13 protein-coding genes are annotated in these 15,737 nt (G+C 36.3%); 4 read left to right on the forward strand and 9 right to left on the reverse strand.

The window, feature by feature from the left end; genetic code table 11:
• Nucleotides 1-21: 21 nt before the first annotated feature.
• The 3 genes from G6554_RS15075 to G6554_RS15085 all read right to left on the reverse strand — a co-directional run bounded on the left by G6554_RS15075 (nt 22) and on the right by G6554_RS15085 (nt 2,873).
• Nucleotides 22-861 carry a DegV family protein gene (locus tag G6554_RS15075; RefSeq protein ID WP_166243277.1) on the reverse strand — a complete coding sequence of 280 codons (840 nt, stop codon included), beginning with the start codon at nt 859-861 and terminating at the stop codon, nt 22-24.
• Between the two features lie 127 nt (nt 862-988).
• Complete coding sequence (locus G6554_RS15080; protein WP_166243279.1) at nt 989-1,675, reverse strand: response regulator; 687 nt, start codon at nt 1,673-1,675, stop codon at nt 989-991.
• A gap of 55 nt (nt 1,676-1,730) precedes the next feature.
• Nucleotides 1,731-2,873, reverse strand: a complete 1,143-nt coding sequence (locus tag G6554_RS15085; RefSeq protein WP_166243281.1) for a sensor histidine kinase — start codon at nt 2,871-2,873, stop codon at nt 1,731-1,733.
• A gap of 363 nt (nt 2,874-3,236) precedes the next feature.
• Between G6554_RS15085 and G6554_RS15090 the strand changes: the two genes are divergently transcribed.
• Nucleotides 3,237-3,872: a YigZ family protein gene (locus G6554_RS15090; protein WP_166243283.1), complete on the forward strand. Its 636-nt coding sequence runs from the start codon at nt 3,237-3,239 to the stop codon at nt 3,870-3,872.
• A 239-nt stretch (nt 3,873-4,111) separates the two neighbouring features.
• Here the strand turns inward: G6554_RS15090 and G6554_RS15095 are convergent, their stop codons facing one another.
• The gene (locus tag G6554_RS15095; protein WP_166243285.1) at nt 4,112-5,194 is read right to left on the reverse strand and encodes a Gfo/Idh/MocA family protein; all 1,083 of its coding nucleotides are present in this window, start codon (nt 5,192-5,194) and stop codon (nt 4,112-4,114) included.
• 529 nt (nt 5,195-5,723) lie between these two features.
• Here G6554_RS15095 and G6554_RS15100 point away from each other — a divergent pair.
• From G6554_RS15100 to G6554_RS15110, 3 genes are all read left to right on the forward strand, one after another.
• Nucleotides 5,724-6,674 (forward strand): LCP family protein, encoded by a 951-nt coding sequence (locus G6554_RS15100; RefSeq protein WP_166243287.1) that lies wholly within the window; start codon nt 5,724-5,726, stop codon nt 6,672-6,674.
• Nucleotides 6,675-6,899: 225 nt separating this feature from the next.
• The gene (locus G6554_RS15105; protein ID WP_166243289.1) at nt 6,900-7,550 is read left to right on the forward strand and encodes a hypothetical protein; all 651 of its coding nucleotides are present in this window, start codon (nt 6,900-6,902) and stop codon (nt 7,548-7,550) included.
• Between the two features lie 2 nt (nt 7,551-7,552).
• On the forward strand, nt 7,553-9,124 hold the full coding sequence (locus tag G6554_RS15110) for a SpoIID/LytB domain-containing protein (protein WP_166243291.1): 1,572 nt from the start codon (nt 7,553-7,555) through the stop codon (nt 9,122-9,124).
• A 503-nt stretch (nt 9,125-9,627) separates the two neighbouring features.
• Here the strand turns inward: G6554_RS15110 and G6554_RS15115 are convergent.
• The 5 genes from G6554_RS15115 to G6554_RS15135 form a co-directional block, all read right to left on the reverse strand.
• Nucleotides 9,628-10,833, reverse strand: coding sequence for an O-antigen polymerase (locus G6554_RS15115; RefSeq protein ID WP_242637944.1), 1,206 nt, complete (start codon nt 10,831-10,833; stop codon nt 9,628-9,630).
• Nucleotides 10,834-11,020: 187 nt separating this feature from the next.
• Nucleotides 11,021-12,448 (reverse strand): oligosaccharide flippase family protein, encoded by a 1,428-nt coding sequence (locus G6554_RS15120; RefSeq protein ID WP_166243296.1) that lies wholly within the window; start codon nt 12,446-12,448, stop codon nt 11,021-11,023.
• Nucleotides 12,449-12,469: 21 nt separating this feature from the next.
• The gene (locus tag G6554_RS15125) at nt 12,470-13,783 is read right to left on the reverse strand and encodes a nucleotide sugar dehydrogenase (protein WP_166243298.1); all 1,314 of its coding nucleotides are present in this window, start codon (nt 13,781-13,783) and stop codon (nt 12,470-12,472) included.
• 24 nt (nt 13,784-13,807) lie between these two features.
• The gene (locus G6554_RS15130) at nt 13,808-14,530 is read right to left on the reverse strand and encodes a hypothetical protein (RefSeq protein WP_166243300.1); all 723 of its coding nucleotides are present in this window, start codon (nt 14,528-14,530) and stop codon (nt 13,808-13,810) included.
• A 38-nt stretch (nt 14,531-14,568) separates the two neighbouring features.
• Nucleotides 14,569-15,678 (reverse strand): DegT/DnrJ/EryC1/StrS family aminotransferase, encoded by a 1,110-nt coding sequence (locus tag G6554_RS15135; RefSeq protein WP_166243302.1) that lies wholly within the window; start codon nt 15,676-15,678, stop codon nt 14,569-14,571.
• Nucleotides 15,679-15,737 lie beyond the last annotated feature (59 nt).

Below are 15,737 nucleotides of genomic sequence, written 5' to 3' on the forward strand. Positions count from 1 at the left end.
CCAGAATGGCAGCTAACTTTTCTATTTTTTCATCCAGCCCATGCCCATTGACCCTTCGCCAAGATGGGCGCCGATGACAGCCCCGAAGTAGCCAATCGAGAATTCGACGTTTGGATACATGGCTGATAACTCCTTCCGCCATTCTTCCGCTTCTTCCTCACGATTTGCATGAATGATGACGGCTTGATAGGCTTCGCCTGTTGAAGCATCCTCCGCGAGCAAATCAACGATACGTTTCATTGCCTTTTTCCGGGTGCGGATTTTTTCAAAAGGGACAATGACCTTGTCTTTGAAATGCAACAGTGGTTTAACCTGCAGAATGCTGCCGATAAAGGCTTGCGCACTTGAGAGCCGTCCGCCACGTTGCAGATGTGTCAAATCATCGACCATAAAATAGGCTCGGGCCGAACGTTTCAACTCTTCCAACCTGTTCATGATCACATCAGGATCGACACCATGAGAAGCCATCTTAGCTGCTTCTAGAGCATAAAAGCCCTGAACCATGCAGCTGATTTCGGAATCAAACGGATAAACCTTGATGCCTTCTACCATCGTACTAGCAGTGACAGCCCCCTGATACGTTCCGCTGATTCCACTCGATAGGTGTACACAAATGACCACATCGTGGTCTGCCGAAAGCTGCTCAAATAGCTCAACAAATTGGCCAATGGGCGGCTGCGAAGTCGTTGGGAGTTCTTTCGTCTGCACTTCTTCATAAAACTGACTCCACGTAAGATCAATTTCTTCTTGATAAACTTCATTCCCAAAAATAACATGTAAGGGAATTAGATGTATATTCCATTTTTCGCGTAATTCTATCGGTATGTACGCGGTGCTATCCGTGACAATTGCCGTTCTCATAACGTTTTACCATCCTTGTTTAATTACTGCTCCATGTTATCTATTATTTTATCTGAAAAAGGAATAAAATGCATTAACTAGTCGTTAAAAAGGACACGCCCTCATGAGCGTGCCCTTTTAGAAAAACTTATCTTACTTCCACCCAGCCATTTTTAATCGCGACAACAACGGCTTGGGTACGGTCATTGACGTTCATTTTTTGTAAAATATTGCTAACATGATTTTTCACAGTCTTTTCACTGATGAAAAGGGATTCGCCAATCCCACGGTTACTTTTTCCATCCGCAAGCAATTGCAGCACTTCACATTCGCGGCGTGTTAACAGATGCAACGGACGGCGAATTTCGAGCGTTGGAACGTAACCGCCACCGCCGTGAGCAACACCGGCAGCCAGCTTCCGATATTCATTAACCAGGTTGTGTGTGACTTTGGGATGTAAATACGATCCTCCGTCAGCGACAACGCGGACAGCTTCAATCAAGGCATCGGCGTCCATTTCTTTTAAAAGATAGCCACAGGCACCTGTTTTTAGAGCATGTGTCACATAGTTTTCATCGTCATGAATCGATAAGATAATAATCTTTGTGTTCGGGAACTTTTCGATTAGTTCACGGGTTGCTTCGACACCATTCATTTGCGGCATATTAATATCCATAATGACCACATCCGGCTGGTGCTCCTGCACAAGGCCCAATGCCTCGCTGCCATCATCGCCTTCAGCCACGACTTGAAAAGCTTTCTCAAATTCTAGTATTCTCTTAACGCCTTCTCTGAACAGTTGGTGATCATCTATAATGACAATTTTGGTAGTCAAATGCTACGCCCCCTCATTTTTCAATTTCAATTTATCTTTACTTACGAATTTTGCTTTAGTTAAGTAATGGAACACGAATGAATACCTCGGTCCCTTTGTCAATTTTTGAATGGAAGGTAATTTCCCCGTCAAGCAGGTCGACACGTTCTTTCATCCCGATCATTCCAAAAGACTCGGGTTTGCGCTCCGTGAGATCAAATCCAACGCCGTTGTCCTTAATCAAAACGGTTACTGCGGTCTTGGTTATTTCCATTTTCACGGCAATTTCACAGGCATTTGCATGTTTGATGGCATTTTGCACGGACTCCTGAATGATTCGGAATAGGGCAACCTCAAACTTAGCAGGAAGTCGACGTTCTAGTCCCATATTTACAAAATTGATCTTCGATTGTTTATGATATTCTTCGATGGTTTGTAAATATTTTCTGAGGGTCGGAACGAGACCCAAATCGTCCAGCGCCATCGGCCGGAGATCATAAATAATTCGCCGGACCTCATAAAGGGCGGAACGGACCATGATTTTATAATTATGGATTTCAGAAAAAGCCTCGTCAGGGCCCCTATCTCGGTATACACGCTCAATTAAATCTGAGCGCATGATCACATTTGCCAGCATTTGCGCAGGCCCATCATGAATCTCCCTTGATAACCGCTTCCGCTCTTCTTCTTGTGCTTCAATAATTTTCAAACCGAAGTCTTGTTTAGCCTTGGCGTTTTGTAATGCTTTACCCACTTGCTCTAAATCGCTGGTCAAGTAATTCATGACCACTGAAATTTGCGAAATAAGCTGATCGGCACGGTCGATTGTATCATTTAAACCGACTAACCTTTTTTCAAGATCATCCCGTTTGTCCAACAGTTGCTTTTTATACTGCCAATTAATCGATAGATCCATTTGCAGCTGGTGGGCTTTTTCGTAGGCTTCCCTTACCTCTTCTTCTGAATACTTTTTAAAATTCATACTGACTTCTGATAACATAACCCTGGCTTCCTGAACCTGTACGTCAAGCTTGTCGCCCTCTTCAATCAGCTTTACCATCGTTTGCTTAATAGTACGAAGTTCAGTTGTCATATTTTCATAATCTTGGCGGCATTGCTCACCAATTTGAAAAATATCACTTTTACTACATGTTACAGTTTCAATCATTTCTTCGCGAATTTCATCAATTGACTTCACATTCATCTGCATAATTTTCATATCATTCCTCCAGGAGGGGCATATTTTCCCTTATTCCTTAAGGCCTATTAACATATTTTACCTTAAATTGCACCAAATAGCTAATCTAACATACATGGGTGGCCTCATACTTGGATGAAAAAAGTAGTATAATAGTAAGTATTCTATCCCATTCAACCATCCTTTTTATTAAAAAGTTTCTGGTTGAACCATGTCTATTATATCATTCGAACGTTACTTCTATATTAAAGGTATATTACATCTTTATTTTTAAAAAGAAAAGTACAAGTGCCCTGGTCCGCATGTAAGGCCTAGAGCGCTGAAGCTGGACAATTTTCAAGATTGAAATTTATACTTACCTTTTACAAAAGAAAGGAGCTTGTTATGCTGCCTCGATACTATACAGTGAAACAAATGGGAGAAAATGAAATCAACATCCAAAAGTCCCGTTTTATTGCCCATATTAAACGAGCCGAATCAGAAAATGAAGCCCAGGAATTCATTCAAACCATAAAAAAACAGCATTGGAACGCTACACACAACTGCTCCGCCTATCTCATCGGCGAGCATGACCAAATTCAGAAGGCCAATGATGACGGCGAGCCAAGCGGAACCGCTGGCGTTCCAATGCTTGAAGTGTTGAAAAAAAGAAAGCTGAAGGATACGGTTGTCGTGGTTACCCGCTATTTTGGTGGGATTAAATTAGGTGCTGGCGGGCTTATACGTGCATACGGCAAAGCAACATCGGAGGGATTAGACGCAGTTGGTATCGTCGAACGGAAGCTTGCACAGATTATCCACGTGAAAATTGACTATACCTGGCTTGGGAAAATTGAAAAAGAGGTTCGTGCTTCCGAGTATAAAATAAAAGATATTCATTATTTAGATACCGTTGAAGTTGAGGTTTATGTTGCAGAAGACCTTGTGCTACCATTTATGGATTGGATGGTTGAACTTACCAATGGCCAATGCGACATGAAAAAGGGGGATAAGCTTTATCTTGAGGAAGAATTAGGGTAATGCTATTTTAATGAAAATGGAAAACAATCCCAATGAACCCTTTATTTCCATAACACTAAACTACATAGGAAAAGTCTGGCTCAAAAGGTTACTAAATAAACTACCTTTCGAACTAGACTTTTCCTTTTGTTCTGAATTTATAAGATTAATCATGGTGGACAATCGCTAAAAACCAAACTTAGTGGATAATTTAATCAATTATCAATAGAAAAATCTACATATAGCATAAGTATAGGAGCTTATCGGTCGAACCTACCTTTGAAATCGATCGAGCTGCATTTTTCCAATGGCAGTTTAACACTTTTACCTTCTGCAGCAGATTTATAAATGGCAAGAACAAGCTCAAGTGCCCTTCTTCCATCTTCAGCAGTAACATACGGCTGTCTGTCATTTTGAATGGCATCAATAACGTCTGCGTAAAGAGGTGTATGCCCAAAACCGTACACACTTGGTGGATTTTCTTGATACTCTGCTTTAACAGCCTCGGGATCATCTTTTTTGTCTGCAAACTGCCACTCTTCAATTAAATTGACAGACTTTCCACCAGCTTTAACCGTGCCTGTTTCCCCGAATATATATAATGTTTCTTCAAGATTAGTTGGAAAAATATTTGTGGTCCCTTCCACAATTCCGTAACTTCCATTTGAAAATTTTATTAGAGCCATCCCTAAATCTTCCGATTCGATAAAGTCATGTTTCAAATTATCTGTCATACCGACTACTTCTGTTATGTTATCGCCCATCATCCAGCGCAATAAATCGATATTATGGATGCACTGATTCATTAGTGCCCCACCATCTTGTTCCCATGTACCACGCCAAGGCGCCTGTTTATAATAATCTTCTCCTCTATTCCAACGAATATGCGCTGTACCATGAAGTAATCTTCCAAAGCGTTCTTCTTCTATTGCTTCTCTTATTTTTTGGATAGACTTATTAAAACGGTTTTGGTGGCATGCACTTACTTTTACATTTTTTTCTTTTGCCATTTCAATGATTTGATCAGTTTCCTCTAACGATAAGGCAATAGGCTTTTCGATAATCAAATTACAGCCTGCTTCTATACAATCCAAAGCAATTTTCCCATGTTTTCCACTCTCGGTGCAAATAGCCACTAAATCCGGTTTTTCCTTTTCAAGTAGCTCTTTATAGTCAGTGTATTTAGGAGTCGAATGTGGAAGGTTAAAATTTGCAATTTTGTCCTCCATATTTTCTGGTACCACATCACATAAACCAACAATTTCAAGTTCGTTTTTAATAGCTGCGGCTATATGATTGGGTGAAATTCTCCCACAGCCAATGATTGCATATCTTAGACTCATGATGATCCCTCACTAATAATTCAATATTTTTTTCATTACTATTATCCTTCATTTCATTATTGTAATCAAGAGGGACAAGACGCCTGTTCACTTTTACGATAGCATATTGAAAAGAATGTAAGTGATCATGATAAAAAGGATCTCATCAATCATTGTCGAACTTTCGTACAATTCAACTTTCTAAAAACGGAAATAATCGTACCTTACTTCTCTATGTCCATCCGTTACACTCTAAAAAGGTGACAATATTCACTAAAATCAGCCAATACTCCTATTTTTTGCGACACCATTTAACATGGTTTTTTCCTTGCTTCAAATAAAGTCAATTGCCGCATATTGTCTTTTTTTGGAGAAGAGTGTCAAAAAAACCAATTGAATATATGAAGCAAATGAAATATAATTTAGCTGACATTAATTTAGTTTACTTCTATAGATGAAAAGAGGCGAATATATGGATAGAACTAGGGCCGGTAAGCGAAATAAGAAAAATTCAACGCCCTTTAAACGTGTGTTAAAGGGGATTTTAATATTGCTTCTTATTATTACCATTGCAGGTTTAGGCTATGCCGGGTATCTTACTTACACCATAAAAAACGTTGCAGATAAGAGTTATGAAGAACTTGACCATGGGAAAAAGTCAGATCTTCGTGAAGAGAAAGTAACATTAAAAAGTGATCCAGTTACAATCCTCTTAATGGGTGTAGATGACTATGTAAAAAATGATAAAGGCAGAACGGACACTCTTTTATTAATGGCCTTTAATCCTACTTCAAAAGAAGTCGCTATGGTTAGCATTCCACGTGATACAAGGGTGTATTTACCTTCTAAAGACAAAAGAGATAAAATTAATGCTGCATATGCATATGACAATGAACAGGGTGCAGTAGACGCAGTCCAAAGCTTAATCGATGTACCTGTTGACTATTACATTAAGACCGGTGTGAAAGGATTTAAAGAGGTAATAGATGAGCTTGGAGGAATCACAGTAGATGTCCCATTTAATTTTAAACAGGTAGATTTAAAAAATAAATATGTTTACTTTAAAAAGGGTCCAATGACATTAAATGGCCGAGAAGCCCTTGCCTTTGTCCAAATGAGAAAAGAAGATCCTCGTGGTGATTTTGGAAGAGAGGAAAGACAACAGGAAGCCATAAGAGCAATGGCAGATAAGGCTGTTTCATTAAATACTTTGACCAAGGCTAATAGAATTATTGAAACGCTGGGTTCAAATATTAAAACCAATATTCAATTAAATGAGTTGCTAGGTTTACGCACATTTTATGAGGAAATACAGAATAAAGAGTTTAACAGACTAGAGCTTGAGGGGGAAGATAAGATGATAAATGGTATATACTATTTTGTTCCCACCCAACAATCTGTTCAGGAAGTTGGAGATGAGTTAAGAAGAGTTCTTGAAATCAACCAAAATACTCAAGCATCTACTGACCTCCAAGATAATAATTCAGACTCAAATAATTAAACATAACAAAAAAATATAAAATAAAATCCTTTACTTAGTATTATGCGTTTACTTATTCAATGTAAAGGATTTTATTATGAACTACTTTTTTTAGCCAATTCCAGCTAATAATCTAGTGATAATTAGTTGTATTTCTATTGGAAATTACAGAAATACACTTTGAAAATATATTATTTTACGTTAATCTATCAATATTACAAAATTATATTCTTCTAGGAGGAAAAAATGAAAAGAAAAGTTTTGAGCACAGTAATTTTATTAACTGTTGGATTTGGAATCGGAACAGTAACTACAACTAGCGCTAATGCAGAAACCAATTATGTTATAGCTAGTGTTGAATGGGTATTATCGAAAATATCTCCTCTTGAACAGAAAGTTAATCAACTAGAGCAAAGAGTCTCAAGTTTAGAAAATGGGGAAGCACCCACAGCTCCACCAGTTCAATATTCTAGTGTTTTTGTAAACAAAGTAACTGCAGTAAAAAAAGGAGCAAGTTCCACCTATGATACCTTCTTTAATGCTCCTCAAGGAACAATTCTTTCATATGATAGTACTTATCAAAATAGTGTAACAGGTGAAAAATGGTATATTGTTAAATTATCAGATAATAGATTAGGAGCAATTAAATCGACAGATACTTCATTGCAATCTCAGAATCCATCTAGTTTTTCTAAAGTGGTGTTCACAAAGAATGCAATAATTAAACGTGGGGCAGCGGCAAGCTATGAAACTATTTATACAGCAAGTACTGGGGAATCACTTGTTTACAGCAGTACTTATGTAAATTCAACAACTGGAGAAAAGTGGTATATCGTAAAAACTCCAAATGGGAAATTTGGTGCTGTACTTTCTTCATTTGCTGAGGTGATTAAATAATAATGCGCCAAAAATTCTTTATGGTAATAGTATTTACTTTTGCTATATTATTATTAAGCGATCAAGATACACAAGCAGCTGTTAATCCAGTCACATATAGTAATCCTATTAGGGTAGAAGTTTCCGATAGCAACACTGGGCTAACAACAAATGGATTTTATCAAATAAAAAATTTAACAACTAATGAAATACTATTATTAAAAACAGGATTACCAATAAACTTCCAAAAAAGTGGTGCTGCCGTTCTTGCAAATTTTGGTGCATATTCTTTAAGCTCAACGATTGGTTTTGAGGTTAATGAGGTCGCCGGTGTAAGTAAGTATGTAACTTTTAGCGGAAAAAAAGGTGCTAAACGCAATGCTTCCGTAACTGATCCTGATGTTGTTAGTTATAACAATGGGGAAGCTGCAGAGTACGTGAGCACTTACACTAATACATCAAATGGGCAAACATGGTATTTAATAAAAGCAAAAAACGGAAATCAGTTAGCCGTTTTAGTTGATCAATACGTAGAACTTAAAAATGCACCAGGCCTCAATACTGCAATTGTAAATTCAATAAAAACAGGCTATAACGAATTTAGAGGCAGCTTTAAATATGATGGATCCGCTACAAAACCACTATTAATAAATATCTTGTCCATGCAAAATTATTTAAAAGGTGTGGTTCCAAATGAAATGCCGGCAAGCTGGCATTTAAATGCACTTAAAACACAGGCTATTGCAGCTAGAAGTTATGCCTATATTAAAAATCAACGAAGCATTTTATCAAAAACAACCTCTAGTCAAGTTTATAATGGCTATAAATCCGAAAATGCACAAACAAACAAAGCTGTTGACGAAACAAATGAACTATATGTTAAATATAATAACAAAGTGATTGAAACATTTTTTTACTCGACAAGTGGTGGTCGTACAGCCAGTGTAGGAGATGTCTGGAATTCAAATCAAGCTGATTTCCCATATCTAGTTTCGGTAGAGGATGCATATGAAAACTCCCCTTCCTATAGCAATTGGACTAGATCCTTTTCATCAAGGTCTATTCTTAACCAATTTGGTTTTGGCAGTAATGTACAATTGACAGATATTGTTCCAATACAAACCAAGGTTTATAGGAATACAGGTGCTACAACAAATGGTGAGATTTCGGGTATAACAGTTACGACAACGTCTGGGAGCAAAACACTATCTGGAAATGAGTCCTTTGTAAGAAAGCTTTTCCCAGTGGAAGGTTCCTATGGTTTCTTGCCAAGTAACTGGTTCGTTATTCAAGCGAAGAAAAATTTTAAGATTCAAACTCCAAATAGTTCCATTGAGCAATTTGGAATTAGTGGCGCAACAGTCCAGCTTTCTAATGGTGTAACAACTATTAGTACAGACACTGTCCAAATGAATGATTCTAATTCAAGTATAACTATTCCGAGTGATCCACCATCAATTTCGTTGATAGGAAAAGGATTTGGACATAGGATTGGTATGAGCCAGTACGGTGCTAAAGGATATGCTGAGCACGGCTGGACATATACACAAATATTAACACATTATTTTACTGGAACGACTATTGGTGGGTTATAATGAAATTAGGTAAGACTGTTCAGCCTTCCCCCCCATATGAATTAAGTGAGGGATCACTTACTTAAATAGTAGCCCTCCATTTTCAAAAAGGGGCCTCTGTTCTAACAGAGGCCCCTTTTTAGTTATTTCCTTGAAAACACCGCACATAATTTCCAATATCCAACGATTTATACGAATGGCTCCTGAAATTAACAATCCCTTTTATAATTCTAAACTGTTGTGGTTAAGCCCCCGTTTGCAAATGCAAATGTTGTAAAGTTTATCCGATCCTGTCAAAGTAAAAAAAATGGCCCTTCATCTACAGAAAAAGCAGTTGTGCGAGGGATTTTACATTCACAACACATTCACATTCCTATTTCATTATGAATTCTTAAGAATTGAAATTAAGTTAAAATAATCTCAAAGGTGGGTATTTGGGTTTCTCAAAAGTCTGGGAATGCCCTCTTGCTTTAGAGGAGCATTCCTAGATAATTACCTTCTTACGTTTTATGGAATCCCATAAACTATAAACTTTTTTTCCCTTGATTCAGATAATCTTTAAACCCTCTTAAGAAGTCAACCTTCATCTTTTGTAAGACTAACAAACCTAAAAACAAGACGATTAATAGAATCCAAAATGGATTAAACACAAAGTCAACGAATCCCCCAACCATTACGCGTGGGATAGTAACGGTAAAATAAATAAAAATACTTAATGTGATTGGATGTTTAATTATTCTAATAAAACTAATATACATTATTTGAATAAAGACACCAATATACAAGGTCCCAATTATAATTCCGGCAAATCCAAAATTTGCATAGGCCTCACCAGCAAATATGGTATTTAAAACACCAGCAATGCCTGCAGTGACCTTTTCAGGATAAACAGTTTCCATTACCTCTCTTGCAGAACGAACCTGGGGTTCAAAATCATAAAGCTGCAGTAATATATTGGGCAAGCTTTTCCCATGTAAAAAAGGTAATTTATTCCCAAACAAATCTAAATGAAGAAAGAATGGTGAAATTTGTGATAAAATCAACCTGCCAATCGGCCCAGTATTGTATGACAAAAATTCAGCAGGAGTTCTCACACCTTGAATAAAAACATACATACAAACCAATAAAAAGGAGCCAATTATTCCGATAATGGAAACCCTTTTGATATTTAAGGTAAATTTGCCTAAGTAAATATTCAATAGGATAAACATTAAAAAGTAAAAGAAAACAGGTGCTTTTTGAAGATCATATACATTAATCAATATGGAAAGGAAAAACAAAATGATAAACAATAATCTCCAGCGAATAGAGCGGGTATTTATCGAATAAGCATAGGCAATAAAGGATAATAAAGGGGTTAACCCCAAAGCAAATATGTTTCGTATATACTCATTTCCCTTAAATCCCCTTGAGGCTTCAATCCTAAGTTTCCCTAAATCTGAACTTCCCTTTAGAAGCTCAAGTATAGGTATATGCTCAAGTTTTATAAAAGTATAAAGAATTGAAGCGACACTAAGAAAAGAGAGTACGCTAATAATAAAGAAAAAATCCCGACTATTTATTCCACTAATATTAATGCGGGACTTTAAATACTCATTAAATTCCTTCTTTGCATTAAACCCCAGACACTTTGACACAAGTACCATTGCTAATGGTAGAAAGACCATAATATAACAAATATACATGAAACCAATCTTTCGGTATTCTTGATGTTCTAATCTATCCAACATATAATGGTGATCAATGTTTAAGACTATAAGTAATGGCCCAATAAAACTTGAAATTAGCAAGGAATAGTAAAAAACCAACGAATGTAAGTTAGGCTTTAATGGAGACAAAGAACCGGAACTCTTTTGAAATAAATAAATGGATATAATCAAGGTCGCTATCCAGATTAGGATGTACAGCAAAATGAAATCACCTACTCTTTTGCACTAAACGAATTTTATCAAGTTTCACTACAAAGAAGACTGCTCCCAATAGGGCCAACCATGGGATGGAAATAAACCACTTACTTAAGTCTAATTCGTAAATGAAAGTTACCGTTAGCATTGCCACTAGGCCTACTAAAAAAATAAAACCATTTTTCTTAATAGATAGTGGAATATAATAAAACTCCTGGCTCTTTTTGAAAATAATTACATTTACAAATAAATAAGATAAAACCAAGGCTATTGCTGCCCCCCATATGGATAAGAGCGGAATAAGTATAATATTTAAAATCACACTTAAAATTGCTGAATAAATAACATACTTTGACAATACTTTTGTTTGCTCCTTAATAAATAAACCGACAGAAATGATCAAGTAATAAAAACTTAAAAAAGAGCCGAGACTTAAAAATGCAATATATTTACTCGCACCTTGATAGGCATTTGAGCTCACCATTATCTTCATTAAAAATGGCGCGATTGTCGCCACCCCTACTAAGCCAACCATGCCCAGCATTAATATAAGGGAGGATATCTGTGCGTAAATTTGAGGTGCATTTTCATTTTTCTGAATGGATAACGAGTATGGGCGCCAAGCCATTTGAATACTAGAAGTAAGAAGGCTGATCATTGCAGCAAATTTAATGGCTACCCCGTAAACTCCTGCACTCTCCAGTGATTCCATATGTGTAAGAAAAAAGCGATTGGCAAAAGTAATAACCCAAAAGGCAATGGATGCTGGTACCAAAGGAGCACCATATGCTAAAATTCGCTTTAATATCTTAAAATCCACTTTAAAGCTAAAAAACTTTATGATTGGAATGATTAAAACTAGGATGATAAGTGCTCCGCTTACGAGTCTTGATACATAAACTGATTCTACCTTATAGTTTAAGTACTTTAACAAAACAAAGGTAAAACTAGCAACCAGACCTAACTGAATTAGCGTTATGACAGCCACTTTCTTAGCTTTAAATTGATAGCGGTAATACGTTAATATCAGCGTAATAACCGATTCAGAGACAAGTACGACTCCAGCCAAGATAAATAGCTTAGAATAGCTGCTTATACCTAATAAGAATTTAGAGAATAGTGGGCCAAATATAATAAATAACAGTAAAAAGAATACAGCTAATAAGAATCTGAAGGTTAAAACGGTTTGAACAAATTTATCCTGTTCCTTATGGTCATCCGTTTTAAAAAAATAAAATGCTAGTGCATTATCTGTTCCAAAAATAACAACAAAAGTCAACACAGAAACCATCGCCTCTATGTTTTCAAATACACCCATTTCAGTCGTAGTTAAATAATGTGTATAAATTGGGAGCATAAGAAAGGCAATTAATTTTGTACCCACATTCATTAAAGCATAAAGGAGGGTCTCCCCTCCCAATTTTTTTAAGTGCTTTAACACCGTAAACAACCCCACTACAAATTAAAGTTTTACATAGTTCTCTGGTTTTTTGAAATTCTTCATAGCATTTCTTGTATCAAAGACAACCTTGGCATTTTCTGAAAATAAGTTGTAATCAATATCTGTATGGTCAGTAGTAATAAGAACAATATCAGCATCTAAAACTAATTCTCTTGTCAATTCAACCGTCTCAATAACTTCTCCATCTAGTCTGAAGGATGGCACAAATGGATCGACTACATTAAACGCTGAACCTTCTGATTTTAACTTACTTAGAATTGGTAAGACAGGAGATTCCCTTACGTCGTCAATATCCTTTTTATAGGCAACCCCGATAACCAGGACATTTGAACCCCTTAAGGACTTACTATCATTATTTAAAATACGCATGGTGCGGTCAACTACGATATCTGGCATAGCATTATTAATTTCCCCAGACAATTCAATTAACCGGGTATGGTAATTATATTCTCTTGCTTTATAAGTAAGATAAAATGGATCAATTGGAATACAATGCCCACCTAAACCAGGACCAGGGTAGAAAGCCATAAAACCGTATGGTTTTGTTTTAGCTGCATCAATTACTTCCCAAACATCAATGCCCATTTTTTCACACAGGATGGCCATTTCATTTGCTAACGCAATATTAATATGGCGGAAAGTATTTTCGTAAATTTTTTCCATTTCCGCAACAGCAGGGCTAGAAACCTCAAATACTTCTCCTTCTAATACAGAACGATATAACATAGCAGCAACCTTAGTGCAATTTTCCGTTACCCCACCCACTACTTTTGGAGTGTTTTTTGTTTTAAACAATTTATTACCAGGGTCAACCCTTTCAGGTGAATAGGCAATAAAAATATCCTCGCCACATTTTAATCCAGTTTGTTCTAACGTTGGAACAACAATCTCTTGGGTTGTACCCGGATAAGTAGTAGATTCCAAAACCACTAACATCCCAGAATGAGCGTATTTAGCTATTTCTTTGGTTGAAGATTCTACATAAGAGGTATCTGGCTGTTGATAGATATCTAATGGAGTAGGAACACAAATAGCAACAGCATCTACTTCTTTTATTCTAGAATAATCAGTAGTAGCCGTTATTAATCCACTTTTAACAAGCTCTTTTAATTCCTCATCAACTACGTCCCCAATATAATTAATCCCTTGATTTACTTTTTCTACTCTTGATTCTTGTACATCAAAGCCAATTACCTTAAATCCTGCATTTGCTTTTTCAACCGCTAATGGTAAACCAACATATCCTAACCCGACGACCCCTATAACAGCATTTTTAGTTTGAATTTTATTTGTTAAATCATTAAAGAAATTCATCAATTTTTCATCCTTTTCTACGTTTTAGTATCCGCGTCTAGCATCCAATATATATTTCCATAATGTTACTAAACATAATGATAAAAATAACCCAATTATAAATCCAACTAATATATTGGACGTTGTATTGGTTTTTTCTTTTACAATCATACTATCTAGCCTTTGGGCTTTTGTAAAATTTGATACCTTATCATCTAGTTGGTAAATCTCTTGTGTTAGATCAAGAAACTTTTTATACAAAGGCTGTATACTATTACCCCTTTTAGTATCTTTATCTAATCCAGTGTTTTCAATTTCTTCTGAATAATTGTTTATCATCTCATCCAGATTATTCTCTTGCTCTTTTCGTTTTGCTAGGTTGTCATTTAATTTTTTTAATTGAACATCTGAATTATCTTCAAGTCTTTTCCCATAATCCTTTTCAATCCTTGTAAATATTTCCTTTATTTCCTCTTGATCAGCTGAATGACTAACAAAGGTAACCATGTTTTGTCCTGGTACTATGTCTACCTTATCAGAAATTTCTTCAGGTAGATTGTTTTTGATTAACTCCTTTATAACCAAATCAGGTTTTGTAACCTCACCTGTATAGTAGGGAAGATTCCCAACATAGGGAGTCTCCTTTACTAGCCCAATGGCTAAACCAGCAACAATACCAAGAAGAGGAAGTGCAACTACAAGCCATTTCTTCTTCCAAAAAAACATTAAGTATTCATATAATACAAATCTCTCACGACCATCCGACAAAACTTACAATCCCCTTTCTCAGATCAAGCACCATTCGTCTATTTATAAAACTTCACTATATTTTCAACTACATATTCAATTTGTTCTCTTTTCAATTCTGGGAACATCGGAAGAGAGATTGCTTCTTTAGCTGCTTTTTCAGATATCGGGAAATCCCCTTCTTTATATCCTAACTCTTTAAAGACAGGCTGAACATGTAATGGTAAAGGGTAATAAACCATGGAGTCAATTCCCTGTTCTTTTAAGAAGGACTGCAATTTATCACGTTCCGGAACCCTAATTGTATATTGGTGAAAAACGTGGAAATTACCCTCTTTCTCAACAGGGGTTTCTACCTTATTTCGTAATTCCTTATTAATAAGTTCCGAATATAATTGAGCATGCTGTCGTCTTTTTTCAATCCATGAATTTAAATGTTCAAATTTCACATTTAATACAGCTGCTTGTAATTCATCAAGACGACTGTTATATCCCAGCACATGGTGATAATACTTTGGTTTGCTGCCATGAACACGAATCACACTCATTTTTCCAGCAAGATCCTCATTATTTGTAACTACCATTCCTGCATCCCCATAAGCACCTAAGTTTTTAGTTGGGAAAAAACTAAAACAGCAAGTATCACCTAAAGAACCTGTTTTTCTCCCTTTATATGTGGCACCTATTGCTTGTGCAGAATCTTCTACAATAAACAAGTTATGTTTTTTGGCTATTTCTATTATTGGATCCATATCAGCAATTTGACCATAAAGATGAACTGGAATAATTGCTTTTGTTTTTTCGGTTATCGCCTCTTCTATTCTTGAAGGGTCAATATTGAACGTAACAGGATCAATATCAACAAATACAGGAGTAGCTCCAGCTCTGGCAATCGCACCAGCAGTAGCAAAAAAAGTGAATGGTGTTGTAATAACCTCGTCACCAGATTGTACACCGCATGCCTGTAAGGAAATATGTAGTGCATCTGAGCCGTTTGCAACACCAATTCCATATTGAACATCAGAATAGTTCGCCACGTCTTTTTCTAGCTTTTTAACATTATCTCCAAGGATAAATCGAGAAGAGCTCATCACTTCATCCAATTTAGTTAAAATTTCTTCTTTCAAATCCAAATATTGTTCAGATAGATCTAACATTGGTACTCGCATTATTATTCTTCTCCTTTAAAAAAAGTAAAACCCTTTGTTATAATAACACAAATAACATA

Origin of the sequence: Bacillus sp. MM2020_4, assembly GCF_011250555.1 — a bacterium.
Taxonomy (GTDB): domain Bacteria; phylum Bacillota; class Bacilli; order Bacillales; family Cytobacillaceae; genus Neobacillus.

Bases quoted from the DNA above. Each gene is read 5' to 3' on its own strand.
- G6554_RS15075 (WP_166243277.1), bottom strand. From the start codon at position 861: ATGAGAACGGCAATTGTCACGGATAGCACCGCGTACATACCGATAGAA.
- G6554_RS15085 (WP_166243281.1), bottom strand. From the start codon at position 2,873: ATGAAAATTATGCAGATGAATGTGAAGTCAATTGATGAAATTCGCGAA.
- G6554_RS15090 (WP_166243283.1), top strand. From the start codon at position 3,237: ATGCTGCCTCGATACTATACAGTGAAACAAATGGGAGAAAATGAAATC.
- G6554_RS15095 (WP_166243285.1), bottom strand. From the start codon at position 5,194: ATGAGTCTAAGATATGCAATCATTGGCTGTGGGAGAATTTCACCCAAT.
- G6554_RS15105 (WP_166243289.1), top strand. From the start codon at position 6,900: ATGAAAAGAAAAGTTTTGAGCACAGTAATTTTATTAACTGTTGGATTT.
- G6554_RS15110 (WP_166243291.1), top strand. From the start codon at position 7,553: ATGCGCCAAAAATTCTTTATGGTAATAGTATTTACTTTTGCTATATTA.
- G6554_RS15115 (WP_242637944.1), bottom strand. From the start codon at position 10,833: ATGTTGGATAGATTAGAACATCAAGAATACCGAAAGATTGGTTTCATG.
- G6554_RS15125 (WP_166243298.1), bottom strand. From the start codon at position 13,783: ATGAATTTCTTTAATGATTTAACAAATAAAATTCAAACTAAAAATGCT.
- G6554_RS15135 (WP_166243302.1), bottom strand. From the start codon at position 15,678: ATGCGAGTACCAATGTTAGATCTATCTGAACAATATTTGGATTTGAAA.